This window comes from Pseudomonas sp. LBUM1657, assembly GCF_059716075.1.
The window spans coordinates 766,948-790,507 of sequence record NZ_CP166799.1 but is presented as its reverse complement, the minus strand read 5'-3'; the positions used below and the strand labels follow the sequence as shown (position 1 = coordinate 790,507).

Below are 23,560 nucleotides of genomic sequence, written 5' to 3'. Positions count from 1 at the left end.
ACTGAACCGATACCGCTTGAACGTCGGGCAGTGAACTGTCCGGGTTACAGGCTGCGGATAAGCTGCGCTAAACCATTGCCGATGGTCGTCGGTGCCGGGAGCGTGAAGCGCTCGAGCAAGCGAGCGTTGTTGGCGCGCGAATGGCGAATGTCGCCCTGACGTGGCGCGTGATGAGTCACCGTCAAGGGGCTGCCGGTAGCGGTCCCAAGTTCGGTGATCAAATCGTTGAGACTGGTGGAACGGCTGAGGCCGACGTTCACTGCGCCGGGGCTCGGTTCTTTCGCCTCCACGGCCTGGACCAGAATGCTCACCAGGTCCTGGACATAGACGAAGTCGCGGGTCTGCTCACCGTCGCCGAAAATCCCCACCGGCTGCTCGGCCATGGCCATTTTGGTGAAAATGCTGATCACGCCGGAGTACGGCGAAGAAGGGTCCTGGCGCGGACCGAAGATGTTGAAGAACCGCAGGATCACCGGTTCCAGGCCATGCTCACGGCGATAGAAATCCAGGTAATACTCACTGGCCAGTTTGTCGCTGGCATAAGGTGTGAGCGGGGCTTTCGGGGTGTCTTCGTGAATCGCCGTGCCTTCGCCGTTGTTGCCGTAGATGGCTGCACTGGAAGCGAATACCACGCGCTTGATCCCGACCTTCAGCATGCTTTCGCAGACATTGAGGGTGCCGACGAAATTGCTTTGATGGGTGCTGACCGGGTCATCCACCGACGCTTGCACCGAGGCCACCGCCGCCAGGTGCACGACGGCGCTGCAATCGCGCATCGCCTGCGCCACGACCGCGCTGTCCGCGACATCGCCGACGATCAGGTTCAGATTGGCATTATCCATCGGCAGATTACCGACTTTGCCCGTCGATAAATTATCCAGCACCCGAACTTTATAGCCTTTGCCAAGCAACGCTTCGACAAGGTGCGATCCGATAAAACCCGCCCCGCCAGTGACCAGTACTCGCTCAACAAACATGAAATTTCTTCCTGAAGATTCCAGCGGTACTAGTGTTTAAAGTCCGCTAACGGTGTGAACTGCCTCAATCGTTACTGATACCGCGGTGATCCGGGATAGTGCACTCAAGCATCCAAACCTGAGCCCTCTCTCCTTATGCTTGGAGGATGGGCGTAACCCTATCGGAGCCGGCGGTTTTATGGCGCTAGGCCATCAAAGCGCGGATGATAATGGGAGATCAAAAGGAGACTGTCAATAGCTTGTCTCTTTTGCCGCTGAGTGGTTATTTCCGTACAAATATCGTCATTTATTTGACGACAGGAATCGGATCCATTTTGCATTGCTGCACGTAAAATGCTTTGAAACCGATCAATATTCAGACACCAAGACACGCCCGCTGAACCTTTCTGGAAGATCAACATGAACGTCACCATGGCGAGGCCTTAAGTCCTAGGAAATTTCCTTCAATGTGTGGTGCTGTCCGTGAACTGGGGGGTGAGCAATAAATCTGGCATCTTCATTGAAGATATTCATAGCAAGGATGAACGAATGGCCCGTGAAGAAGCTGAAGGAAGAAGAATCCGGCCAGAGCATTTCGTCGATCAGTATTTTGCCGCACGTGACTTGGTAAATTCTCTTAAGGTAGAGACGGCAGCGCCATCCACGTAGATTTGCTGCTCAAGCATATCGACAATTCTGGACGCCTATACAAAGCTGGTGTCGATAAAGATATCCCTGAGCGGTACACGCGAGCCGATTTAACGGCCAAGCTCGGGTTAGAATCAGGAGCTCGTCAATGATTTCGATCAAGATAGGTTTGTCAAAATGCGCGAAAAGTCCTTTTGCTGACTTCATTCGCAATGCCAAATCGGATCAAAAAAAGCGTATCTACAGCGAGGTTCTGACTGAAGCTACCAAACAGCAGAACCTTGTGATGATGGAAGCTGAAGCGAAACGAAGCTAATGACCCGTTTTGACCAATAAGCCCGGCCCAGCGCCGGGCTTATTTATTCTGTTCCGATAAGCCTGTCCACATAGGCTTGGCATACGAGCTACATCTAGCCGATTAATGGCGCATTCAAACACCGATTTTGGTGCCAATCATTTGCCCATAAGTACGCACTCTCTTCTTGCAGCCTTCCCCAACCGATCTATATGATAAGTATTATCATTTGTGATAATTACTCATCCGGCGCCTTCTCCCATGTCTCCATCCCCTCAAACCAGCTTTTGCGACGTGGCCGTGCTCTACCGTCAACAGCACAGCTGGCTACAGAACTGGCTACGGCGCCTGAACTGCTCGCAAAGCGCGGCAGACCTGGCGCAGGACACGTTCATGCGATTGCTGGCCAAAGCGCAGATACCGGAACTTCATGCCCCGCGCACGCTTTTGGCGAAGGTGGCGCACAGCGTCTTGTCCAATCATTACCGCCGGCAAAAAATCGAGCGCGCCTACCTCGAAGCATTAGCGGCGATACCTGAGCAGGTAGCGCCCAGCCTGGAAACCCAGGCAGTTTTGCTGGAAACCTTGATTGCCCTCGATGCGGCTCTCGAATGCCTGGAACGCCCCGTGCGCGAGGCATTTCTCTGGTCGCAGGTCGATGGGCTGAGCCACGCTGAAATCGCCGAGCGGCTCAACATTTCCATCACCACGGTCAAGCGCTACATCGTCAAGGCTGGCGCGATGTGCATCATGCTCGATGACAGTCTGAACCCGCTGTGAATCAGCCAATATCCGGCGACGTCGCCGAGCAAGCCATACACTGGCACCTGGAGCTTCAAGAACGCGACGTCAGCGAAGCGACCCTTGCCGCCTGGATGAACTGGTGCGCGGTGGGGTAGATGAATTTTTCTTCACCCCACTGCCCCGGTCAAATCGGTACATTGCGCTCGCTCATTCAAGAAACTACGGTTTGCCCGCCCTCCCGCGGGCTTTTTTTTGCCTGCTGTTTTTTATCCAGATGGATCAAATGATCAAGCGATAGCAGTCTTTAGCCGCTCCTTCGGGCGTTTTCGCCGATAGAAGCGCGCCTGCCATCCAACGCCCCCGGCACACTTCGACGCAAATCACTCCCAACACCCCCATAGGGTGTACCATCAAACTCTGTCCATCAGATATCAGTTAGCCATGTCCACGCTAAGCGAAGAGAGCCGTCAGATCGTAGCTTCTCTGGCGCACCGCGTTGGTTCCAACGCTGACATTGCAACAGTCGCGCAAGCGATCGCTTCAATATTGCGGGATATGGCCGCAGCCCTCACGCCTATCATTGGCCAGCAAGGGGTTGTCGCGCTTTATCGCCGCAGCCTTCATCTGTGCGCCTCTCACCATCCGCGCCTGGCCGGCACCTATGACAGCGTGCAGGCTTCCCTGGATCTGACTGCCCTCAAGTCCGTACTCGTTGAGCAAAGCGAAGCCGATGCATTGTTTTTCGGTGAAGTGTTGCTGACCACTTTCTACGAGCTGCTGACCACGCTGATCGGGCCCTCGCTCACCGCACGTTTGCTTCGTGGCGTGTGGGAACCTTCTTTGAGCGACACCCCTTCGCAGGAAAATTCGCCATGAGCACCAAAGTGACTATCAACCGCCTGGCCACCGGCGTGCCAGGACTGGACGAGGTGCTGGGCGGAGGATTGCCGGAGTTTTCGTTCAACCTGATCGCCGGCCCGCCTGGCTGTGGCAAAACCACCCTGGCGCATCAGATGATGTTCGCCCTGGCGACGCCCGAGCGTCCGGCGCTGTTCTTTACCGTGCTCGGTGAGCCGCCGCTGAAGATGCTGCGTTATCAGCAGCAATTCGACTTTTTCGACAGCGAAGCGATCAACCAGTCGATCCGCTACATCAACCTGGCTGACGACACCCTGGCCGGGAATCTGGACGAAGTGCTGCGTCGCATCGTCAGCGAGGTGGAGGCTCACTCCCCGGCGCTGGTGTTCGTCGACTCGTTCCGTTCGGTGGTGCTGGCCAGCCAGACCCAGGACAACCCGAACAACAACCTGCCGCAGTTCATTCAGCAACTGGGCATGTTGATGACCACCTGGCAGGCGACGACCTTCCTGATTGGCGAGTATTTCACCGAAACCGACACCAACCCGATTTTCACCGTGGCCGATGGCCTGATCTGGCTGCGCCAGAGCGTTCAGCGCAACTCCATGGTGCGCAAAATGGAAATCATGAAGATGCGCGGCCAGCCGACGCTGCCAGGGCTGCACACCTTCCGTATCGCGACGTCGGGGATCAAGGTCTTTGCGCCTGCGCCACTCAATCTGGTTGAAGCGCCGCTGGAGTTCCCCATCAAGCGCCTGAAAATGGGCGTGCCACAGCTCGACGAGATGCTTGGCGGCGGCCTGCCCCGCGGTTATTCCTTGCTGGTGGCCGGGCCGTCGGGCTCGGGCAAAAGCATTCTGGCGTCCACCTTCCTGGCCGAAGGCGCGAGAAATGGTGAAACCGGCGTGATCGCCGTGTTCGAACAACGGCCCAATCACTCCCAGAACTCCACCCTTGCCGGCCTGATCCAGAGCGGCAAGGTCGGTCTGGTGGACAGTCGCGCCCCGGACCTGTCCATCGACGAAATCGTGCAATTGTTACTGAGCGAGATCAGCCGACTGAAAGCGACCCGCGTGGTCATTGATTCGCTGTCGGGTTTCGAACTGGCCCTGGCACCGACCTTCCGCGAGGACTTTCGCGAGTCGCTGTCGCGTATGGTCACTGCACTGACCAGTGCCGGGGTCAGTGTACTGATGACCTCGGAACTGGAAGACCGCTACACCGATTTGCGTTTCAGCCCTTACGGTACGGCGTTTCTCACGGACGCCATCATCGTTCAGCGCTACATTGAAGTGCAGAGCCGCCTGCTGCGCATCATGGCTGTGGTCAAGGTCCGGGCCAGCGCCCACTCCGATGAGTTGCGCCTGTACCGCATCGACAATAACGGTTTGCAGATCGGCGAGATGTTACCGGATCAGGAAGGTTTGCTCGGGGGCCGGCCGACCCGGCAGCGCTTCGACAAGACGACGGATGATCAAAAATAATGAATGAGGCCAATGGCAAGAACGAGCAAGCGATGGCCACTGCCGCTCGCGAACTGTTCCTGCTCGGCCAGAAAACGGTTGAGGCGCGGGCAGTACTGGCGACGCTTCAAAAGGAAATGAGCGACGCCAATTCCCAGCTCGCCGATAGCCTGCAGATCGAACAACTGATCGAAGCCAATCAGCAATTGGTCCTGGCGATTCTGTTGGCGCAGTCGGATGCGGAAAAACCCCAGCGCTCAGCCGAAGAACACCAGCGTTACCTTGAGATGCGCGAAACCAACGAACAATTGGTGCGTGCCGTCCTCAGTGCGCAACATTTGCAAGCCTCGGCCGAACACAGCCTGGCACAACAACGAAACATCCTCACCCTGGTGGCTCACGAACTGCGCAACCCGCTGACGCCCATCAGCATGATCGCCGGGCGACTGGTGCGTGTGCCGAGTGAAGAATTGCCGCGAATGCAGGCATTGATCGAAGGCCAGGTGCAGCACATGTCGAGACTGGTGGACGACTTGCTCGACGTCTCCCGCGCCAGCACCGGCAAGCTGCGCCTCGAATGTCGGATCGTCGACATGGTACAGATCATTCATGAGGCCATCGCCGTGTGCAGCCCGGTAATGGTCGACCACCATCTGCACTTCACGGCTGAATTGCCCGAAGGTGCGCTGGCAGTGAACGGCGATCCGGTACGACTCACGCAAATTCTCGGCAACCTGCTGGGCAATGCGTCCAAGTACACGCCGGCGGGCGGCACGGTTACGCTTACGGTGACCACCGAAGACGATCTGCTGCAGATGAGCATTTGCGATACCGGCATCGGTATTTCCGCCAAGGCCCTGCCCTTTATCTTCGAGCCTTTTGTGCAGGACGTTCACGCCGTTGGCTTCAACGGTGCAGGCCTGGGCATTGGCCTGACGGTGGTGCGCGAGCTGGTCGAAGCCCATGGCGGCACGGTCATCGGCATGAGCGACGGCGACGGCAAGGGCAGTACCTTTATCGTGACGTTGCCGCTGTCGGTTTGAGTTTTTCCGCGGCCTGAGCAACGCCTGCCTCCAACCCTGTGCCCCGGAGCGCCCCATGCCGCTGCTGACCCTGCGCTGCAAACGCCTGTCGCTGGCCGTCCTCAACCCCGAACAGGCCTCGCTTGAAAGCGATTTCTACCGGCTCAACCAGAGGCACCTCGCCCGGTGGTCACCGGTGCGAACCGCCGATTACTTCAGCCCCGAGCAAATCCGTCCACGCCTTACCGTGCAGGCCAGTGCTTTCGAAGCCGGCCTGGCGGTGCATTTCGCACTGCTGGACCCAGACAGCGGCCAGATGATCGGCGCCTGCAATTTCAGCGGTATCGTGCGCGGGGCGTTTCAGGCCTGTTATCTCGGTTATCACATTGCCGAGTCCCATCAGGGCCAGGGTTTGATGCAAGAGGCACTGGAGACGGGCATTCGCTACATGTTCGAGCAGCAGAATCTGCACCGGATCATGGCCAATTACATTCCCGGAAATGATCGCAGTGCGCGATTGCTCGAACGCCTGGGGTTCGAGCGCGAAGGCTACGCCAAGGCGTACCTGAGCATCGCCGGGCGCTGGCAGGATCATGTGCTGACGGCGCTGATCAACGATCGCTTTGAAACGCTTGAGCAGCGCTGGTCCAGACAGCTCTGACCCTGCGCTTTCGCCAGCCACAAAAAACCGCTCTCACTTGGCAGGCTGAGCCGCCAACAGCGACTCTTCAGCCTTTTGCAGAACCGACTAAAAAAACTTAAGCCACCTGCAAAAACCTTGTTACAGAAACCTCCCCGCAAAAACCTTTCAGCTCTCGCGATTGCTGCCGATACAGACCTGCTACCTACCTTGCTGGCTACCAAAAACAACAATCTTCCAGCCAATCGACGATCAAGAAACACAACGTTCCTGGAGGACTTTGATGAATAGCTGGTTCGGCAATATCAGCGTGAACCTGAAACTGGGCCTGGGGTTTGGCCTGGTCCTGGCACTGACCTGCGTTCTCGCCTTGACCGGCTGGACGAGCCTGGGCGGGTTGATTGACCGCAGCAACTGGATGAGCGACATCACCCAGCTCAACGCCGGCCTGACCAAGCTGCGCGTGGTTCGCCTGCAATACATGCTGACCAACGGCGACGAAACCGCCGCGCAGAATGTGCAGACCACCCTTGACGCGTTCTCCGCTCAGCAACAAGCGTTGCTGGTGAAATTCAAGAGCCCGGAAAACCTCAAGCTGCTCAAAGAGCAAGGCGCTGTCATCGAGGCCTACAGGACATCCCTGAACAAAATGCGCGGCGCGTACCGCACCGGCAACAGCGCGCGCGACGTCATGGGCGCCAATGCCGATACCGCCAACACGCTGATCAACGCCATCAACACCCACGTGCAGCAAATGCCTCTGAGCGATCAGCGCTTCGAGCAATTCCAGGCCATCACCGCCGCCAAGGAAGCGTTCTTGCTGGCCCGCTACGAAGTGCGCGGCTACACCGCGACCACCAATGCCGACACCGAACAAAAAGCCGTCGGCCAACTGGACGCGGCCATCGCCAGCCTCAAACCACTCAACGTGCATTTCGCTGACACCGAGCTAGACGCCTTGCGTCAGCTGGAAACCGCGCTGGGCAACTACCGCAGCGCTTTACAGGCGTATAAAGCCGCCAGCAGCGATGCGGTGCAGGCACGCAAGGAAATGACCGACCAGGGCGCCGCCATCGTGACCCTGAGCGATCAGCTGTATCAGATCCAGCTCGACCGTCGCGATGCCGAAAGCGCCCAGGCCCGCACCCTGCAACTGATCAGCACGTTGCTGGCGTTGTTGGTCGGCATCATTGCCGCCGTCATCATCACCCGTCAGATCACCGGCCCGCTGCGCGACACCCTGGCGGTGGTCGAACGCATTGCCAGCGGCGACCTGTCCCAGGACGTCAAGGTGACTCGCCGCGACGAACTCGGCGTGTTGCAACAAGGCATTGCGCGCATGGGCGTCACCCTGCGCGACTTGATCAGCGGCATCCGCGACGGCGTCGCCCAGATCGCCAGCGCTGCTGAAGAGCTGTCTGCCGTGACAGAGCAAACCAGCGCCGGGGTCAACAGCCAGAAGATCGAAACCGATCAGGTCGCCACCGCCATGCACGAGATGACTGCCACGGTGCAGGAAGTCGCGCGCAACGCCGAGCAGGCGTCTCAAGCCGCGGCCGCCGCGGATGGTGAAGCTCGCGAAGGCGACAAGGTGGTCAACGAAGCCATCGCCCAGATCGAACGCCTGGCCAGCGAAGTGATGCGGTCCACCGAAGCCATGAGCGTGCTGCAACAGGAAAGCGACAAGATCGGCAGTGTCATGGACGTGATCAAAGCCGTGGCCGAACAGACCAACCTGCTGGCACTCAATGCCGCCATCGAAGCGGCCCGTGCCGGTGAAGCCGGTCGCGGTTTTGCCGTAGTGGCCGACGAAGTCCGTGGCCTGGCCCAGCGCACGCAGAAATCCACCGAAGAAATCGAAGGCCTGGTGGCCGGTTTGCAGAACGGCACCCAGCAAGTGTCGGCGGTGATGAACAACAGCCGCGTCCTGACCGACAGCAGCGTCGCCCTGACCCGCAAGGCCGGTGTGTCACTGGAGAACATCACCCGCACGGTGTCCAACATCCAGTCGATGAACCAGCAAATCGCTGCCGCCGCCGAGCAGCAAAGCGCCGTGGCCGAAGAGATCAGCCGCAGCATCATCAACGTGCGCGACGTGTCCGAACAAACCGCCGCCGCCAGCGACGAAACCGCAGCGTCCAGTGTTGAACTGGCACGATTGGGGAATCAGTTGCAGATGATGGTGAGTCACTTCCGCGTCTGACATTCACATTGCGGTGAGTGAAAGACCCATTCGCGAGCAAGCCCGCTCCCAAACTGGATTTGTGTCGGACCACTGATCAGTGGTCAGCACCTATCTAATGTGGGAGCGGGCTTGCTCGCGAAGGCGATCTGACAACCAGCCTATATGCCCGTTCTAGCGAGAAGGCAGCTCCAACTCAACTCCACCCTCGGCTCTGAACCGCTGGTTGATTCGAGTCCCCAGTCCCTTTGCACAGTCCTTCTGATTAAGTGCATGCACAAGAATCATGCGTGCTTCTTCTTCCATCGAACGGCCATTGCAGCCTGCCGAAATTCGCAGCTGTTCAAAGAGCTGGGAGTCAAGATTACTAAGGATGATGCTGGCCATAAGCGCTTCCTGTGCTCATCAAAATGATCGGACGACACTAGCACAGGCATCATATTTTCCTGCGTCGGCCGGACTCTCAAGACTTGTTTATCGGAAAAGTCCGTTCGTATGACCGTGTCTGTTTAATACCCGTCAGCGTTACTTCATGAAAGCTACAACGCCTTGCGTCATCGCCTACAGGTGCGTAAGAATCCGCCGGCTTGTGCGCCTTGGGCCTGGGCTTTATCGTTTTCCGGTCGCTGAAAAAAACAGCGATCGGGTTTGGTAGCCCGGATTTTCCAGGCGTACTGCGCCACCTTTGCAGGGTTGTTATCTCTGCTTTTTATGGTGGCCATGCGCAGGGCGTCTTCGGACGCGCCGGGTACCTGGACCGGTCTACCAACCTTCGTATGGTCACCACCCATCCGTTTGGTAGCGAGGGTGATGGCTCCTCATTTGCATTCCAGGAGTTTCATCTATGTTCAAGGTCACACCCAATCCGCCGGAAACCGATCCAGCATCCCCCTACGAAAGCCCCAACTCAAAAAAACTCAACGAAGCCGCCGAGCGCGCCCTCGATTTTCACTTCAAGTCTCCCGCCGACATCAACGCCACTGAGCGCAAGCTCGGTACGATGTTCATCGTCAATCCTGAGATCGATGTCGAAACCCTGCTGGCTCATGCGTGTGAATCGTTGGCATCGGCCAATGTCATGGCCATGGACTTGGCGGATCACACCGATGGACCGGGGCGCAATTCCCTGTTGGGCATTGCGCAAGTCATCATGCTCGGGGAGCTGGCGGTGAACCGGGCGTTGGATCAACTCGACACATCTGAGTAGCCAATGCTCTCTAGCCGGGCCTGACATTCACTGCGGTGAATCGAAGATCCATTCGCGAGCAAGCCCGCTCCCACATTAGATTTTGCTGACCACTGATCAGTGGCCCGACACAAATCCAGTGTGGGAGCGGGCTTGCTCGCGAAGGCTATCTTTCTGTCAGCGAAAATACTCAGACACTAATCGCATTGGTAAACACCAACCGATTGCCGAACGGATCGGCGATGGTCATGTCCTGGCTGCCCCACGGCATGGCCTGGATCTGTGGTTTGGCGAAGGCATATTCCTTGGCCAGCAATTGCTGCTGGAACGCCTCAAGTTCGTCGGTTTCGATCCGTAATGCCGAGCCCGGTGTGGCATCGCCATGATGCTCGGACAGGTGCAACACGCATTCCCCACGGGAGACTTGCAGGTACAACGGGAAGTTGGCTTCGAAACGGTGCTGCCAGTCGATCTTGAACCCCAGGAAGTCGACGTAGAATTCAACGGCCTTGATTTCATCGAAGATCCGCAGGATCGGAGTGGTTTTGCCGAAGCTCATCGAGTTGCTCCCAGACTGAAATAGCCCACAGTGTAGCCGGGCTGTACGTCAGCGATTCGGCTTGATGATGGCTTTCTTTAATTGCAATGTGCCACTACTGTGATGCACCACTCGGATTTCACTGAAATCCGTCCCGCAAATCCCCTTCCCGCGCCAGAAACCGCCCTTCCCTTTTGCCGTTCGCCTGACCCTCGCTGTAACTCAACACGCCGTTGACCCACACCCCGTCAATGCCTTCCGCCGCCTGTTGTGGATCATTGAAATCCGCCACGTCGCGGATCGTCACAGGATTGAACAACACCAAGTCCGCCCAGTTTCCTACACGGATTTCGCCACGTTCCTTCAAGCCGAATCGCGCCGCGGATAACCCGGTCATCTTGTGCACGGCGGTATGCAGCGGAAACAGCCCGACGTCGCGACTGAAATGTCCCAGCACTCGTGGGAACGCGCCCCACAAGCGAGGATGCGGAAAAGGGTCTTCCGGTAATCCGTCAGAGCCAACCATCGACAGAGGATGCGCGAGGATTCTTCGTACATCCGCCTCGTCCATTCCGTAATACACCGCGCCCGCCGGTTGCAGTTGGCGGGCGGCATCGAGCAGTGGCACGCCCCAGTCGGCGGCGATGTCCATCAGGTCGCGCCCGCCCAGTTCCGGGTGCGGCGTGGACCAGGTGATGGTGATGCGATGGGCGTCGGTGACCTGCTTGAGGTCGAGGGTCGAAGAACTCGCCGCATAGGGGTAGCAATCGCAGCCCACCGGATGGGTTTTCGCCGCGTGTTCGAGAGACGCCAGCAGTTGTGGACTACGCCCCCAATTACCCGCGCCGGCGCATTTGAGGTGGGAAATGATCACCGGTGTTTTCGCGTGACGGCCGATCTGGAACGCCTCGTCCATGGCCTCCAGCACCGGTTCGAATTCGCTGCGCAAATGGGTGGTGTAGACCGCGCCGAAGGCCGTCAGCTCTTCGGTCAGCTGCATCACTTCGTCGGTAGAAGCCGAGAAGGCACTCGCATAGGCAAGACCTGTGGACAGGCCCAACGCGCCGGCTTCAAGGCTCTCACGCAGTTGTTCGCGCATCGCGGTGATTTCATCAGGCGTGGCAGTGCGAAAAAGGTCATCGAGATGATTGCTGCGTAGCGCCGTGTGGCCAACCAGCGCGGCGACGTTCAGCGTAGTGTTCGCCGCTTCGACAGCTGCGCGGTAATCGCTGAAGCGCGGATAAACAAACGCCGCGGCAGTGCCGAGCAGGTTCATCGGGTCCGGCGGATCGCCACGCAAACTTACCGGCGAAGCGCTGATCCCACAGTTGCCGACAATCACCGTGGTCACGCCCTGGCTAAGCTTGGGCAGCATCTGCGGCTGGCGGATCACTACGGTGTCGTCATGGGTGTGCACGTCGATAAAACCCGGCGCCAGCACCCGGCCAGCGGCGTCGATTTCTTCCGCTGCATGGGCGTCGTGCAAGTCGCCGATGCGCTCGATGCGGCCGTTCAGGATCGCCACGTCGGCGGGATAACCGGGACTGTTGCTGCCATCGATGATCAAGGCGTTGCGGATCAGCGTGTCGTACTTCATGTCAGTCTCCCAGCGGCAAATGGTCATCGCCGCCGCGGTAGTCGTCCAAGGCGAGTTTGATCCGCCGCAGACGCTCTTGATTGTCTTCAGGGTTGGCCAGCGCCAGCTCGGTGGCGAGCACATCGATGGCCAGCAACATGCCGTAGCGCGCCGCCGTGGGTTTGTAGATAAACGAGGTCTCGGCGCTTTGCAGCGGCAGCAGCACATCGGCCAGTTGCGCCAGCGGCGAGTCGGCCCGGGTGATGGCGAGAATCCGCGCGCCATAGCTGCGCGCCAGTTCGATGGCTTCGAGCAGTTCCGGGGTGATGCCGGTCAGCGAGCAAGCGATGACCGCGTGTTCGGCGCCGAGGCTGGCGGCGGTGACGCGCATCATCACCGGGTCGCTGCACACCGCAATCGGGTAGCCGAGACGCACCAGCCGCACTTGCAATTCGTCGCTGCACAGGGTCGAGCAACCGCCCATGCCGAAGGCGTGAATCATCCGCGCCTTGCCCAGCAGTTTCACTGCATCGGAGAAGCGCGATTCGTCGAATGCCGACAGGTGCTGACGCAACGTCGACTCAATATCACCGACGATCTGCCCGTAAAACGCCGACTGTTCGGGGGTGCCCGCCGGGTCAAGAAAACGACTGCCAACGCCACTGGCCTGGGCCAGTTGCAGGCGCAAATCGCGCAAATCCCGGCAGCCGACCGTGCGAGCGAAACGCGAGAGCGTGGCGGTGCTGACTTCTGCCCGCTGCGCCAGTTCATCAAGGCTGGCGGACGCGGCAAATCCTACGTCGTCGAGCATCAGCCGGGCGATGCGTCCTTCACCGGCGCTGAAGGAATCCTGACGGGCACGAATCTGGTAGAGGATGTCCATGGCAGGTGTCTCCGGCTAAAGCAGGTAAGAAAGACCAACGGTCAGCGCGAAAGCGACCACCGAGATCAGCGTCTCGAGCACCGTCCAGGTCTTGAAGGTCTGGGCAACGGTCATGTTGAAGTATTCCTTGATCAACCAGAAGCCGCCGTCGTTGACGTGGGAAAAGATAACCGACCCGGCGCCCGTCGCCAGCACCAACAGCTCCGGATGGGGATACCCCAGACCAATGGCCACCGGCGCGACGATGCCCGACGCGGTGGTCATGGCCACGGTGGCGGAACCGGTGGCGATACGCATCAACGCGGCGAACAGCCAGCCCATCAACAGCGGCGACAGGTGGAATTCGTCGGCCAGGCTGACGATCTGGTTGGTGACACCAGCGTCCACCAGAATCCGGTTCAAGCCACCACCCGCGCCGACCAGCAAGGTGATACTGGCGGTCGGTGCCAGGCACTCGTTGGTGAACTTGAGGATTGATTCGCGGCTGAAGCCCTGGGCCAGGCCGAGGGTCCAGAAGCTCAACAAGGTAGCCAGCAACAAGGCGATCACCGAGTTGCCGATGAACAACAAAAACTGGTTGAAGCCGCTGCCCGGCGTGGAAATCAGATTGGCCCAGCCGCCGATCAGCATCAGCACAACCGGCAACAGAATGGTCGCCATGGTGATGCCGAAACCCGGCAGGCTGTCGCGCGGTTCGCGCTCAAGGAACTGGCGCTCCAGCGGGTTTTCCGCCGGCAGTTGAATGCGCGGGACGATGAACTTGGCGTACAAGGGGCCTGCAATGATTGCGGTCGGGATGCCGATCAGAATCGCATAGAGCAACGTCTGCCCCACCGACGCCTGATAGACCTGCACCGCCAGCATCGCCGCCGGGTGCGGCGGCACCAGTGCATGGACCACCGACAGCCCGGCGACCATCGGCAAGCCGACCATCAAAATCGAAACACCCACGCGCCGCGCCACGGTAAATGCGATTGGCACCAGCAACACAAAACCGACCTCGAAAAACAGCGGCAGCCCGACCAGGAACGCGATGCACACCATCGCCCAGTGCGCGTTTTTCTCGCCGAAGCGATCGATCAACGTGCGCGCCACCTGCTCGGCGCCGCCGGACTCGGCCATCATCTTGCCAAGCATCGTGCCCAGCGCCACGACCAGCGCGATATGCCCCAGCGTCTTGCCGACCCCGGCCTCGTAAGCCCCGACCACACCCGATGGCGGCATCCCAGCCACCAGCGCCAGACCGACCGAAATCAGGGTGATCACAATGAAGGGATTGAGTCGGTAACGGGCGATCAAAACGATCAGCGCAATAATGGCGATGGCGGCATACACCAGCAGCCAATAGCCGAAGGACAGGGTCATGCGGTACTCCTCGAAAGGGTCACGTCGAATGGGTTGTGAAACTCATAAATCATTTCGAGAGGTGATTTTCAAACGAGGTGAAACTAATTTTCGTGGAGGGATAAGGGATGTCGCGCAGAGGTATGGGTGGTCGCGGGTTATGAAAATCGAGTAGGCGAATTTTCATCATTCTTACGCTGATCGATCCCACGCTCTGCGTGGGATCGATCACTGACTTCAATCGTGGTGCTCGCTGGCGCGCTTGAGCAGTTTCTTGCAGCGCTCGGACAGGTGCAGCACCCGCAAATGCTTGCCGGCCTTGGCGTAGCGCTCGCGCAAGGTCTTCAACGCGGCGATGGCCGAGTAGTCGACGAAGCTCAGATGCTGGCAATCGAGGGTCACTTGCGCGGGGTCGTTGGCAGTGTCGAACTGGTTCAGGAAGGGGGTTGTCGAGGCAAAGAACAGCGTGCCATGCACGAGGTAAAGTTTGCTGCCGTCGGCGTCCAGATGAGTGTCGGCATAGAGCTCGCGCGCTTGTTGCCAGGCGAAGTTCAACGCCGCAATGATGATCCCGCACAGCACGGCCGTGGCCAAGTCGGTGAACACGGTAATCACCGTCACGGCGATGATCACCAGCACATCGTTCAACGGCACTTTGTTCAGCACCCGCAACGAAGCCCAGGCGAATGTCTGCTGCGCCACCACGAACATCACCCCAACCAGTGCGGCCAGCGGGATGCGCTCGATCAGCGGCGACAGGAACAATATAAACAGCAGAATCAACACGCCGGCCACCACACCGGACAACCGCCCGCGCCCACCGGAACTGAGGTTGATCACGGTCTGGCCGATCATGGCGCAGCCACCCATGCCGCCGAACAACCCGGAGACCACGTTGGCCGCGCCCAGCGCCACGCATTCGCGATCCGGGTAGCCACGGCTCTCGGTGATTTCGTCGGTCAGGTTCAGGGTCAGCAGGGTTTCCAGCAGGCCGACCAAAGCCATCAGGATCGCGTAAGGCGCGATGATGCGCAGGGTCTCCAGGCTCCAGGGGATGTCTGGCAGTGCAAAGGTCGGCAAGCCACCGGCAATGTGCGCCATGTCGCCGAGCGTACGGGTCGGCAGGCCGAGCAGGTACACCGCCAGGCCAACGCCCAGAATCGCCACCAGCGCCGGCGGCACCGCGCGAGTCAGGCGCGGCAGCACATAGACAATGGCCATCGTCACGGCCACCAGCCCGACCATCATGTACAGCGGCGTGCCACTCAACCACGCCTCACCGCTCTTGAAATGCTCCAGTTGAGCCAGGGCAATAATGATCGCCAGGCCGTTGACGAAACCGAGCATCACCGGGTGCGGCACCATGCGCACCAGCTTGCCGAGTTTCAGCATCCCGAACGCCAGCATGATCAACCCGCCCAGCAACACGGTGGCCAGCAAGTACTGCACACCGTGCTGCACCACCAGCGCGACGATCACCACCGCCATCGATCCGGCGGCACCGGACACCATGCCCGGCCGCCCGCCGAACAGCGCGGTCAGGGTGCAAATGATGAAAGCGCCATATAGCCCCATCAACGGATTGAGGTGAGCCACCAGCGCGAAGGCGATGCATTCAGGCAACAGGGCGAAAGAGGTCGTGAGCCCGGCCAGGACATCGGCGCGCAGACGTTTTGGTTTCATGGTTTACCCAACAATACAGGCCGGTGGAAGTGGCCGGAAAAGAGGGGGCGGATGTTACGGAATTGCTGGCAGGCCGGCCAGCTTATGCGTCGCCTGAAACGCCTTCGCGAGCAAGCCCGCTCCCACAATCGATCTTCGTCGGACACAAAATCTGTGTGCTGTGGAGATCAAATGTGGGAGCGGGCTTGCTCGCGAAGAACGATGACACGGTCTACAGCGAACTCACACCATCTCGTCACGAATCCATTCAACCACCGAAGTCCGCTTCGGCACCCAACCCAGCAATTCACGGGCATGTTTACCGCGAACCCGGCTGTTGGAGCCCAAACCATAGTTGGCCATTTCATAACCCCACTCGGCTTCGGCATCCTTCAGCGGCCAGTCTTGCGGCTCACCCAGATTCAGCGCCTGGGCAATCGCCGTGGTCATGTCGATGAACGACGCTTCACTGCTTTCGACGAAGTAGAAAGTGCCCGGCACGTTCTTGGTCAGCGCCAACAGGTAGAGGGCAGCCACGTCTTCGATGTGCACGTTGGACCAGATGTTCTGACCGGTTCCAACATGCCGGACCACGCCACTTTTACGAGCCTGTTTCAGCAAACGCGGCAACTGCACGCTGTCACGCTTGACGCCCAGGCTGTGGCCGTAGATCAGCGTGTTGCAGATCACGGCCGAGTTCACCCCGTCCTTCGCCGCCGCCAGGATCAGGTTGTCGATGGCCACCCGTGCAGCCTTGTCGACAGTCGGCTCCGGCAGGTTGTCTTCGTAGTAGATGACGTCGCTGGATTTGCCGCCCGAGGCATCGCCAACGATGCTCGAACCGCTGGTGTGCAAGAACACTTTGTTGGAGCCGCGCAGTGCATTGAGCAAAGCTTCCACCGCACCGCGATGGTCGCTGCTCGCGGCGTTGATCACGGCGTCAGCCGCATGGGCCTGTTCGGCCAGCAGTGCGCTGTCGTCAAGGGTGCCGATCACCGCAGTGATGCCCAGTGCGCTCAGCTCATTGGCTTGTTCGGCGCTGCGAACCAGACCGGTGACCTTGTGACCGGCCTGGACCAGGCCCGTGGCGATGGAGCCGCCGATAAAACCTGCAGCGCCGGTAATGAATACGTTCATGGAGAAACTCCCTGCGTTAATAAGTGATGCAACCAGTATCAAGGAGTCATCGCTGACGAAAAATCCCCGTTGACCCAATTCACTCTTGCCCAGGGATCACGAATCAGCCCTTGAAATCCGCGTTCGCGTAAACCGCCAATTTGCCCTGAATGAAGTCCAGGAAACACTGAATGCGCAAGGCCAGTTGCGAGTTACGGTAGTACACCGCATTGATTGGTTGGCGGTAACCGCTGTTGAATTCCGCCAGCAGCACTTTCAAACGGCCGGCGCGGATGTCGTCGATGGTCATGAAGTGCGACAGGCTGGCAATGCCTTGGCCCTCAAGTACCAAATGCCGGATCGTCTCGCCGCTGGACGCGCTGAGTGAAGCCTGAATCGGCCAGCGGTCGCCATGCACGTAACGCAACGGCCATTGGTTCAGCCCTTCGTTCTGGGTAAACCCCAACAGGTTGTGCTCGGCCAGGTCGGCCACGGCCGTTGGTGTGCCGTGCTTTTCAAGATAAGCCGGGCTGGCGACGATGTGCAGAGGGCTGCATCCCAGGGAACGGGCATGCAACGTCGAGTCGGCCAGCGTGCCGATGCGGATGGCGATGTCAGTGCTTTGCTCGAGCAGGTCGATGATCAGGTCATTGCTGTTGAGTTCGAGTTGAATGTCCGGGTAGAGCCGACGGAACTCATCGATGTAAGGCACGATGGCATGCAGCATGAACGGCGATGCGGCGTTGATTCGCAGCCGCCCGGACGGGGTTTGCTGGCGCGAGTTCAGACGCTCTTCGAGCTCATCCATCTGATCGAGAATCAGCTTGGCGTGCTCGAAAAAGTACTTGCCCTCCTCGGTCAGGTCCATGCGCCGCGTGGTGCGGTTGATCAGCGTGGTATCGAGCTTGGCCTCCAGCCGCGACAGCGTGCGGCTGACCGCCGAAGGTGTTTGACCGACCTGCTCGGCCGCAGCCGAAATCGACCCGCACTCAATCACGCAGACGAAAATCTGCAATTCATCGGATCTGGCTTTCACGGATGCCCCTCATTCAAAACTGGCTTGATAGTAGCTGGATGCGGGGCAAAAGGAACCTCAAGCCGGCAGACCAAACACCTCGGTCAAATGCTGCGCATAACGCGCCACATCGGCGTCAATAGCCGGGCGCTTCATCACGTCAACGCACAGGAAGGTCGGCAAGCCGGTCATGCCGAGGAAGGTGTTGGCCTTATGGAACGGAAAGTACACCGCGTCCACGCCCTTGGCTTCGAAGAAGTCGGTCGGGTCGTCGAAGGCTTGCTGCGGGGCATTCCAGGTCAGCGACAACATGTACTGCTTGCCCTGCAACAGACCGCCACTGCCGTACTTTTGCGATGCGTCGGAGCGAGTACGGCCGTCGCTGGCATAGAGGCTGCCGTGGCCTTCGGTGAAGACTTCGTCGATGTACTTCTTGACGGTCCACGGTGCGCCCATCCACCAGCCGGGCATCTGATAAATGATCACGTCGGCCCAGAGGAATTTGGCGACCTCTTCAGCGACGTCATAGCCCTCGTCGATGAAGGTGGCTTTCACGTCGACACCGCCGCGATCCAGCACGCTCAGCGCCGCTTCGTGCAGGGTGGCGTTGTAACGGCCATCGGAGTGAGCAAACTTTTTGCCGCCATTGAGCAACAGGACTTTTTTCATGGGAAGTCTCGGAAGGTTGGAATTCGATGGCGGCAGAGTAGCGGTCTGCCTCGCGCGGAATAAGCGCCCAATCAGCAAAATTCATTTGACCCACAAGCACGAATCGACACGCGATTGTTGCCGTAGACTTTGCACCGATTCCGACTTGAGGAGATTTGTGATGAGTGAAATGCAAGGCTTTATCCTGCACGCCAAGACCCGTCCGGAAAAATCCGACGCCTTCGAAGTGTTTTTCCGCGGTCATGTGGAAGCGAGTCGCGCCGAGCCCGGCTGCATCGAGTACCACATGCTGCGAGACAAACAGGACCCGACCCTGTTTATTTTCTACGAGATCTGGCAATCCCAGGCGCACCTCGACGTGCACTCGAACCTGCCGCACATGCAGCAATTCCGTGACATGCGCATGGAATATCTGGAGCAGGATTTCGATATTCGCGCCATCGACATGCTCAGCCCGTCGTCCGCTACCCGCTGATCAGCAAGTGGCCGCCGAGTAAACCGAGGCCGATGAAGAACACGCGCTTGAACAACACGGCGCTGATCCGCTGGCGCAGCCATTGCCCCAGCAACATGCCGAGCACGGCCGGGATCAACGCCAGCAGCGATGCGCTCAACTCGCCGCCGCCGAGAGCGCCGCGCCATAACAGGCCGGCGGCCAACGCCAGGGTCGAGACGGTGAACGACAGGCCCAGCGCCTGCACCAGTTCGTCCTTGCTCAAGCCCAGCGCTTGCAGATAAGGCACCACCGGAATCACAAAGACGCCGGTGGCCGACGTGATGACGCCCGTCAGCACGCCGCAGAGCGGACCGAGCCAGCGCTCGCTGCGACCACCCACGCGCAGCGTCGGCAGGAACAACCCGCTCAAGGCGTACACCAGCAACGCCGCCCCCAGACCCCGCACCACCCAATGTCCGCCGGCCATGCCGATCCAGAGCGTGCCCGCATAGGTGCCGACGAAAATCGCCAGCAGCATCGGCCACAGCCGTTTGATCAGCCCGCGTAAGTGCCCGCCGAATGCCAGTTGCCAGACATTGGTCAGCGTCGCAGGAATGATCAGCAGCGCCGCAGCCTGCGACGGAGCCATAGCCAGGCCCAGCAAACCCATGGCGATGGTAGGCAGACCGAGGCCGATCACACCCTTGATCATCCCGGCTAGCAGAAAGGTTGCGATGACCAGTAATGAAAGGGCGAAGCCGAGATTTTGGTAGAACGAAGCGAGCGTATTCATTGGGCTATCGTGAGCCCGGATTGGTTGGTTGAAAATCTGCCATATACTGAGGCTGCCTCTCTCCTGACAAGAGGCTGGTAATGTCGTTGCGACTGCTGGCGCCTTCGCGAGCAAGCCCGCTCCCACATTTGACCGCGATCTACTGTGGGAGCGGGCTTGCCCGTGAAGGCGTCCGCCCGGAAAACAAAAATCCAGAGGCAGTAACAATGCACTTCGACCTGACCGACCTGCGCCTCTACCTGAACATCCTCGACACCGGCAACATCACCGCCGGCGCCGTTCGCAGCCATCTGTCCCTGGCAGCGGCCAGTGCGCGAATCCGCGCCATGGAGGCATCGCTGGGTATCGAGTTTCTGCAACGCGGTCGTCGTGGTGTCACCCCGACTCCAGCGGGCAAGGCCTTGGCGCAACACGCCCGAGCCCTGCTGCAACAGGCCGACCGCATGCAGCAGGACCTGGCCGAATACGCCAACGGCGTCAAAGGTCAGGTACGACTGTTGTGCAACACCACGGCGATCACCGAATACCTGCCGGAAATGCTTGCCGACTTCCTGTGCAACCACCCCAACCTCGATATCGACCTGCAAGAACTGCCCAGCGCTCGCATCACCCACGCCTTGCGCCAAGGCGCGGCTGACCTGGGAATCATCTCCGACGCCGTGGACACCGATGACCTGCAGACCCGCCCGTTTCGCGACGATCCACTGGTGCTGATCATGCCCCGCGATCATCCCTTGGCAAGCACCCGACCATTGAGCTTCAGCGACACCTTGCACCACGACTACGTCGGCCTGAACGCCAACAGCGCGTTGGCGGTGTACCTGGAAGAGCAGGCGCTGCACGCAGGCGTACGCATGCAAATCCGCATCCGCGCCGACGGTTTCGACGGGGTGATGCGCATGGTCGCTCGGGGTGCTGGGCTGGCCATCGTGCCACGTGCGGCGGTCGAACGCGGGTCGAACGAAAAGTCCTTCAAGAGCCTCGCTCTGCAAGAACCCTGGGCGCAGCGCAAACTTTTGCTTTGCGCCCGAGACTTCGCGGCACTGCCCGGTTACGCCAGGGCTTTGCTGCACGCCTTGACTCTCCCCTGAGGGGCAGACTTTACCCTTGAGCTTTCATCTTCAAGGACACAGGCGATGGGCAAACGAATTCTGGTGATTCTCGGTCATCCGTCGAGCAACAGTTTCTGCGCTGCACTCGCCGAGCGCTACGCACAGTCGGCGTTGCGCGCCGGGCACGAGGTGCGCCAGTTGTTCTTGGGCAACATGGCGTTTGATCCGGTGCTGCGTGAAGGGTATCAACAGGTTCAGCCACTGGAGGCAGACTTGCGCCATGCCCAGGCTGATATTTTATGGGCCGAGCATCTGACGCTGATTTATCCGATCTGGTGGGGCGGGATTCCAGCGTTGCTCAAGGGCTTTTTCGATCGGGTGTTCCTGCCCGGTTTCGCCTTCAAATATCGCGAAGGCAAAGCCTTCCCCGACAAACTCCTGCGCGGTCGCACGGCTCATTTACTGGTGACCATGGACACGCCGCCCTGGTATTACCGCTGGGTCTATCGCATGCCCGGGCTGCACCAGATGCGCAAAACCACCCTCGCCTTCTGCGGCATCGAACCCCGGCGCACGCTCACGTTCGGCCCGATTCTCGGTGCGAGCGCCCGTCAGCGTGAAGTCTGGTTGCTGCAAGCACAGGCTATCGCCAGCCGCTGAGTGTGCCGATAATGCGCCGGGCGTTTCCACGGCAAAAAGGGACTTTTCATGTACATCGGCCAAGCCGCGCAACGCTCCGGCACGACGATCAAGAGCATCCGGCATTACGAGTCGATCGGTCTGCTGCCTGCCGCTCAGCGGCAAGGAAAATATCGCGTCTATGACCAGCAAAGCGTCGACCTGCTGATCTTCATCAAGTGCGCTCAACAATTGGGTTTCAGGCTCAAGGAGTTGCAGGCGATCTTTTCTGGGCATCAAGGCCAGGCGATGCCATGGCAACTCGCACAACAGGCAATCGCCGCCAAGAAGCACGAGATCAGCGAGCGGATTGCCATGCTGTCGCAACAACACGCACAACTGGTCGAGTTTGAAGCCAGCCTCGAGCAGGCCAGGACGGATTGCCCGCTCGAAAGTCTTTGAGGCGTTGCGCGTTTCTGGACAGCTCAATGTCGAGTACAGACAACTGACCGGTGCACGGGCGCTATAGGGTGCGACTTCGATCTTCTGCGCTACTTCCTATTCTCGCCGCCTGGAGTCCACATGACCGCACCTATTACCGTTCTTCGCGACACTCACCCGCTGCCGGTGCTCGACGCCTGCAAATGGGAAAAACTCGAAGGCGACCCGCACACCGTCAACCTCAACGCCTACACCAGCGAAGACGGCAGCAAGATCATGGGCACGTGGATCTGCACGCCGGGCAAGTGGTATGTGGAATACGTGAAGTGGGAATACTGCGATTTCCGCGAGGGGTACTGCATCATCACCCCAGAAGGAAAGGAGCCGATCCATCTGCGTGCCGGTGATATTTTCGTCATCGAGCCGGGCATGAAAGGCACGTGGGAAGTGGTTGAAACCGTGCGCAAGTATTTCGTGTTTGCCTGATGCAAAAAACCGGGAACCCGCCCGACGCGGGTTCCCGGAAAACCCCTTATTGGGGTTTGCGATAGCTGTTGATGATCGCCGAGAAGTCCTTGCCCCCTTCCCCACGCTGGCTCATCGCCTGATACAACTGCTGGGCCACCGCGCCGAGTACCACCGGTTGATGCGCCTGACGCGCCGCTTCAGTGGCCAGCCCCAGATCCTTGAGCATCAGTTCGGCCCCGAAACCGCCGGTATAACCGCGTGACGCCGGTGCCGTTTCGACGATACCCGGCCACGGGTTATACATTTCCGAACTCCAGCAACGCCCGGTGGAACTGTTGATGATCCCCGCCAACACCGTGGTGTCGATGCCCAGGGCATCACCCAGCGCCATGGCTTCGCTGACGCCGACCATGGAGATCGCCAGCAGCAGATTGTTGCAGATCTTGGCGATTTGCCCGGTGCCGACTTCGCCGCAATGGACGATGTTGCGGCCCATCTGCGCCAGTACCGGTTGCAGGGTGGCGAACAGTTCAGGCGTGGCGCCGACCATGAACGTCAGCGTCCCGGCTGCTGCGCCGCCAGTACCACCAGAGACCGGTGCATCAGCCATGGCCACGCCTTGCTTGGCGGCGGCCGCTGCAACATCGCGTGCAGTCTGCGGATCGATGGTGCTGCAATCCACGGCCGGCACGCCTTTGGCGATTCCTGCCAGCACGCCGTCTTCACCCAGCCACACGCTGCGCACATGCACAGCGGCTGGCAGCATGGTGATCACCAGTTCTGCGCCTTGAGCCGCTTCACGCGCCGTAGCGCTAATGCTGCCGCCCAATTGCTCGAGCTCTGCCAGAACGGTTTTGTTCAGGTCGACCAACCGCAGCGAATGGCCGGCCTTGATCAGGTTGCGCGCCATCGGCGCACCCATATTGCCGAGACCGATAAAAGCGATTTTCATGTC

Annotated in this window: 26 protein-coding genes and 1 pseudogene; 15 read left to right on the top strand and 12 right to left on the bottom strand. The window is 59.4% G+C overall.

The genetic code is table 11. The features are described 5' to 3' along the window. Positions 1-44: 44 nt before the first annotated feature. Positions 45-977, bottom strand: a complete 933-nt coding sequence (locus ACA055_RS03555) for an NAD-dependent epimerase/dehydratase family protein (protein ID WP_497682390.1) — start codon at positions 975-977, stop codon at positions 45-47. 775 nt (positions 978-1,752) lie between these two features. Between ACA055_RS03555 and ACA055_RS03550 the strand changes: the two genes are divergently transcribed. From ACA055_RS03550 to ACA055_RS03510, 9 genes and pseudogenes are all read left to right on the top strand, one after another. Continuing rightward, positions 1,753-1,920 (top strand): hypothetical protein, encoded by a 168-nt coding sequence (locus ACA055_RS03550; protein WP_497682389.1) that lies wholly within the window; start codon positions 1,753-1,755, stop codon positions 1,918-1,920. A 240-nt stretch (positions 1,921-2,160) separates the two neighbouring features. Then, the gene (locus ACA055_RS03545) at positions 2,161-2,679 is read left to right on the top strand and encodes a sigma-70 family RNA polymerase sigma factor (protein ID WP_497682388.1); all 519 of its coding nucleotides are present in this window, start codon (positions 2,161-2,163) and stop codon (positions 2,677-2,679) included. Then, positions 2,676-2,798, top strand: coding sequence for a DUF4880 domain-containing protein (locus tag ACA055_RS03540; RefSeq protein WP_497682387.1), 123 nt, complete (start codon positions 2,676-2,678; stop codon positions 2,796-2,798). The genes ACA055_RS03545 and ACA055_RS03540 overlap by 4 nt, the downstream gene beginning before the upstream one ends. 286 nt (positions 2,799-3,084) lie before the next feature. Further along, positions 3,085-3,519 carry a hypothetical protein gene (locus ACA055_RS03535; RefSeq protein WP_497682386.1) on the top strand — a complete coding sequence of 145 codons (435 nt, stop codon included), beginning with the start codon at positions 3,085-3,087 and terminating at the stop codon, positions 3,517-3,519. Further along, on the top strand, positions 3,516-4,985 hold the full coding sequence (locus ACA055_RS03530; protein WP_497682385.1) for an ATPase domain-containing protein: 1,470 nt from the start codon (positions 3,516-3,518) through the stop codon (positions 4,983-4,985). The genes ACA055_RS03535 and ACA055_RS03530 overlap by 4 nt, the downstream gene beginning before the upstream one ends. Continuing rightward, on the top strand, positions 4,985-6,007 hold the full coding sequence (locus ACA055_RS03525; protein ID WP_497682384.1) for a sensor histidine kinase: 1,023 nt from the start codon (positions 4,985-4,987) through the stop codon (positions 6,005-6,007). The genes ACA055_RS03530 and ACA055_RS03525 overlap by 1 nt, the downstream gene beginning before the upstream one ends. Positions 6,008-6,062: 55 nt before the next feature. Then, on the top strand, positions 6,063-6,647 hold the full coding sequence (gene rimJ / locus ACA055_RS03520; RefSeq protein WP_497682383.1) for a ribosomal protein S5-alanine N-acetyltransferase: 585 nt from the start codon (positions 6,063-6,065) through the stop codon (positions 6,645-6,647). Between the two features lie 262 nt (positions 6,648-6,909). Further along, positions 6,910-7,923 (top strand): annotated as a pseudogene (locus tag ACA055_RS03515) (methyl-accepting chemotaxis protein); the annotation flags it as partial. A 42-nt stretch (positions 7,924-7,965) separates the two neighbouring features. After that, complete coding sequence (locus ACA055_RS03510; RefSeq protein ID WP_497684351.1) at positions 7,966-8,829, top strand: methyl-accepting chemotaxis protein; 864 nt, start codon at positions 7,966-7,968, stop codon at positions 8,827-8,829. Between the two features lie 153 nt (positions 8,830-8,982). Here the strand turns inward: ACA055_RS03510 and ACA055_RS03505 are convergent, their stop codons facing one another. Further along, positions 8,983-9,195 (bottom strand): FitA-like ribbon-helix-helix domain-containing protein, encoded by a 213-nt coding sequence (locus ACA055_RS03505; RefSeq protein ID WP_497682382.1) that lies wholly within the window; start codon positions 9,193-9,195, stop codon positions 8,983-8,985. Between the two features lie 457 nt (positions 9,196-9,652). Between ACA055_RS03505 and ACA055_RS03500 the strand changes: the two genes are divergently transcribed. Next, the gene (locus ACA055_RS03500) at positions 9,653-10,015 is read left to right on the top strand and encodes a DUF6124 family protein (RefSeq protein ID WP_497682381.1); all 363 of its coding nucleotides are present in this window, start codon (positions 9,653-9,655) and stop codon (positions 10,013-10,015) included. A gap of 169 nt (positions 10,016-10,184) precedes the next feature. Here ACA055_RS03500 and ACA055_RS03495 read toward each other — a convergent pair whose 3' ends face one another. The 8 genes from ACA055_RS03495 to mdaB all read right to left on the bottom strand — a co-directional run bounded on the left by ACA055_RS03495 (position 10,185) and on the right by mdaB (position 18,797). Further along, on the bottom strand, positions 10,185-10,553 hold the full coding sequence (locus tag ACA055_RS03495) for a glyoxalase superfamily protein (protein WP_497682380.1): 369 nt from the start codon (positions 10,551-10,553) through the stop codon (positions 10,185-10,187). A 118-nt stretch (positions 10,554-10,671) separates the two neighbouring features. After that, the gene (locus ACA055_RS03490; protein WP_497682379.1) at positions 10,672-12,129 is read right to left on the bottom strand and encodes an N-acyl-D-amino-acid deacylase family protein; all 1,458 of its coding nucleotides are present in this window, start codon (positions 12,127-12,129) and stop codon (positions 10,672-10,674) included. Position 12,130: 1 nt separating this feature from the next. Next, positions 12,131-12,991 (bottom strand): MurR/RpiR family transcriptional regulator, encoded by an 861-nt coding sequence (locus ACA055_RS03485; RefSeq protein ID WP_497682378.1) that lies wholly within the window; start codon positions 12,989-12,991, stop codon positions 12,131-12,133. A 15-nt stretch (positions 12,992-13,006) separates the two neighbouring features. Next, on the bottom strand, positions 13,007-14,356 hold the full coding sequence (locus ACA055_RS03480) for a GntT/GntP/DsdX family permease (protein WP_497682377.1): 1,350 nt from the start codon (positions 14,354-14,356) through the stop codon (positions 13,007-13,009). A gap of 216 nt (positions 14,357-14,572) precedes the next feature. Further along, positions 14,573-16,018 (bottom strand): SulP family inorganic anion transporter, encoded by a 1,446-nt coding sequence (locus ACA055_RS03475; protein WP_497682376.1) that lies wholly within the window; start codon positions 16,016-16,018, stop codon positions 14,573-14,575. 222 nt (positions 16,019-16,240) lie between these two features. Further along, the gene (locus tag ACA055_RS03470; RefSeq protein ID WP_497682375.1) at positions 16,241-17,134 is read right to left on the bottom strand and encodes an NAD-dependent epimerase/dehydratase family protein; all 894 of its coding nucleotides are present in this window, start codon (positions 17,132-17,134) and stop codon (positions 16,241-16,243) included. A 103-nt stretch (positions 17,135-17,237) separates the two neighbouring features. After that, complete coding sequence (locus ACA055_RS03465) at positions 17,238-18,149, bottom strand: LysR family transcriptional regulator (protein WP_497682374.1); 912 nt, start codon at positions 18,147-18,149, stop codon at positions 17,238-17,240. Between the two features lie 57 nt (positions 18,150-18,206). Beyond that, positions 18,207-18,797 (bottom strand): NADPH:quinone oxidoreductase MdaB, encoded by a 591-nt coding sequence (gene mdaB, locus ACA055_RS03460; RefSeq protein ID WP_497682373.1) that lies wholly within the window; start codon positions 18,795-18,797, stop codon positions 18,207-18,209. 160 nt (positions 18,798-18,957) lie between these two features. Here mdaB and ACA055_RS03455 point away from each other — a divergent pair, with 160 nt between their 5' ends. Then, the gene (locus ACA055_RS03455; protein WP_497682372.1) at positions 18,958-19,272 is read left to right on the top strand and encodes a putative quinol monooxygenase; all 315 of its coding nucleotides are present in this window, start codon (positions 18,958-18,960) and stop codon (positions 19,270-19,272) included. Here the strand turns inward: ACA055_RS03455 and ACA055_RS03450 are convergent. After that, positions 19,262-20,026 (bottom strand): sulfite exporter TauE/SafE family protein, encoded by a 765-nt coding sequence (locus ACA055_RS03450; RefSeq protein ID WP_497682371.1) that lies wholly within the window; start codon positions 20,024-20,026, stop codon positions 19,262-19,264. The genes ACA055_RS03455 and ACA055_RS03450 overlap by 11 nt on opposite strands. A gap of 206 nt (positions 20,027-20,232) precedes the next feature. Here ACA055_RS03450 and ACA055_RS03445 point away from each other — a divergent pair, with 206 nt between their 5' ends. The 4 genes from ACA055_RS03445 to ACA055_RS03430 all read left to right on the top strand — a co-directional run bounded on the left by ACA055_RS03445 (position 20,233) and on the right by ACA055_RS03430 (position 22,623). Further along, a complete protein-coding gene (locus tag ACA055_RS03445) occupies positions 20,233-21,117 on the top strand; it encodes a LysR substrate-binding domain-containing protein (RefSeq protein ID WP_497682370.1) in 885 nt (294 codons plus the stop codon). A gap of 45 nt (positions 21,118-21,162) precedes the next feature. Beyond that, positions 21,163-21,738 (top strand): NAD(P)H-dependent oxidoreductase, encoded by a 576-nt coding sequence (locus ACA055_RS03440; RefSeq protein ID WP_497682369.1) that lies wholly within the window; start codon positions 21,163-21,165, stop codon positions 21,736-21,738. A gap of 48 nt (positions 21,739-21,786) precedes the next feature. Continuing rightward, complete coding sequence (locus ACA055_RS03435) at positions 21,787-22,158, top strand: MerR family transcriptional regulator (protein ID WP_497682368.1); 372 nt, start codon at positions 21,787-21,789, stop codon at positions 22,156-22,158. Positions 22,159-22,278: 120 nt separating this feature from the next. Next, complete coding sequence (locus ACA055_RS03430; RefSeq protein ID WP_007946320.1) at positions 22,279-22,623, top strand: cupin domain-containing protein; 345 nt, start codon at positions 22,279-22,281, stop codon at positions 22,621-22,623. 46 nt (positions 22,624-22,669) lie between these two features. Here the strand turns inward: ACA055_RS03430 and mmsB are convergent, their stop codons facing one another. Next, positions 22,670-23,557, bottom strand: a complete 888-nt coding sequence (gene mmsB, locus ACA055_RS03425) for a 3-hydroxyisobutyrate dehydrogenase (RefSeq protein WP_017336414.1) — start codon at positions 23,555-23,557, stop codon at positions 22,670-22,672. Positions 23,558-23,560 lie beyond the last annotated feature (3 nt).

Excerpts from the sequence above, each read along its gene's own strand:
- ACA055_RS03525 (WP_497682384.1), top strand. The coding sequence starts at position 4,985 with ATGAATGAGGCCAATGGCAAGAACGAGCAAGCGATGGCCACTGCCGCT.
- mdaB (WP_497682373.1), bottom strand. The coding sequence starts at position 18,797 with ATGAAAAAAGTCCTGTTGCTCAATGGCGGCAAAAAGTTTGCTCACTCC.
- ACA055_RS03450 (WP_497682371.1), bottom strand. The coding sequence starts at position 20,026 with ATGAATACGCTCGCTTCGTTCTACCAAAATCTCGGCTTCGCCCTTTCA.
- ACA055_RS03480 (WP_497682377.1), bottom strand. The coding sequence starts at position 14,356 with ATGACCCTGTCCTTCGGCTATTGGCTGCTGGTGTATGCCGCCATCGCC.
- ACA055_RS03535 (WP_497682386.1), top strand. The coding sequence starts at position 3,085 with ATGTCCACGCTAAGCGAAGAGAGCCGTCAGATCGTAGCTTCTCTGGCG.
- ACA055_RS03435 (WP_497682368.1), top strand. The coding sequence starts at position 21,787 with ATGTACATCGGCCAAGCCGCGCAACGCTCCGGCACGACGATCAAGAGC.
- mmsB (WP_017336414.1), bottom strand. The coding sequence starts at position 23,557 with ATGAAAATCGCTTTTATCGGTCTCGGCAATATGGGTGCGCCGATGGCG.
- ACA055_RS03510 (WP_497684351.1), top strand. The coding sequence starts at position 7,966 with ATGGGCGTCACCCTGCGCGACTTGATCAGCGGCATCCGCGACGGCGTC.
- ACA055_RS03545 (WP_497682388.1), top strand. The coding sequence starts at position 2,161 with ATGTCTCCATCCCCTCAAACCAGCTTTTGCGACGTGGCCGTGCTCTAC.
- ACA055_RS03505 (WP_497682382.1), bottom strand. The coding sequence starts at position 9,195 with ATGGCCAGCATCATCCTTAGTAATCTTGACTCCCAGCTCTTTGAACAG.
- ACA055_RS03455 (WP_497682372.1), top strand. The coding sequence starts at position 18,958 with ATGAGTGAAATGCAAGGCTTTATCCTGCACGCCAAGACCCGTCCGGAA.
- ACA055_RS03530 (WP_497682385.1), top strand. The coding sequence starts at position 3,516 with ATGAGCACCAAAGTGACTATCAACCGCCTGGCCACCGGCGTGCCAGGA.
- ACA055_RS03445 (WP_497682370.1), top strand. The coding sequence starts at position 20,233 with ATGCACTTCGACCTGACCGACCTGCGCCTCTACCTGAACATCCTCGAC.
- ACA055_RS03485 (WP_497682378.1), bottom strand. The coding sequence starts at position 12,991 with ATGGACATCCTCTACCAGATTCGTGCCCGTCAGGATTCCTTCAGCGCC.
- ACA055_RS03475 (WP_497682376.1), bottom strand. The coding sequence starts at position 16,018 with ATGAAACCAAAACGTCTGCGCGCCGATGTCCTGGCCGGGCTCACGACC.
- ACA055_RS03490 (WP_497682379.1), bottom strand. The coding sequence starts at position 12,129 with ATGAAGTACGACACGCTGATCCGCAACGCCTTGATCATCGATGGCAGC.
- ACA055_RS03555 (WP_497682390.1), bottom strand. The coding sequence starts at position 977 with ATGTTTGTTGAGCGAGTACTGGTCACTGGCGGGGCGGGTTTTATCGGA.
- rimJ (WP_497682383.1), top strand. The coding sequence starts at position 6,063 with ATGCCGCTGCTGACCCTGCGCTGCAAACGCCTGTCGCTGGCCGTCCTC.
- ACA055_RS03430 (WP_007946320.1), top strand. The coding sequence starts at position 22,279 with ATGACCGCACCTATTACCGTTCTTCGCGACACTCACCCGCTGCCGGTG.
- ACA055_RS03550 (WP_497682389.1), top strand. The coding sequence starts at position 1,753 with ATGATTTCGATCAAGATAGGTTTGTCAAAATGCGCGAAAAGTCCTTTT.
- ACA055_RS03500 (WP_497682381.1), top strand. The coding sequence starts at position 9,653 with ATGTTCAAGGTCACACCCAATCCGCCGGAAACCGATCCAGCATCCCCC.
- ACA055_RS03440 (WP_497682369.1), top strand. The coding sequence starts at position 21,163 with ATGGGCAAACGAATTCTGGTGATTCTCGGTCATCCGTCGAGCAACAGT.
- ACA055_RS03495 (WP_497682380.1), bottom strand. The coding sequence starts at position 10,553 with ATGAGCTTCGGCAAAACCACTCCGATCCTGCGGATCTTCGATGAAATC.
- ACA055_RS03470 (WP_497682375.1), bottom strand. The coding sequence starts at position 17,134 with ATGAACGTATTCATTACCGGCGCTGCAGGTTTTATCGGCGGCTCCATC.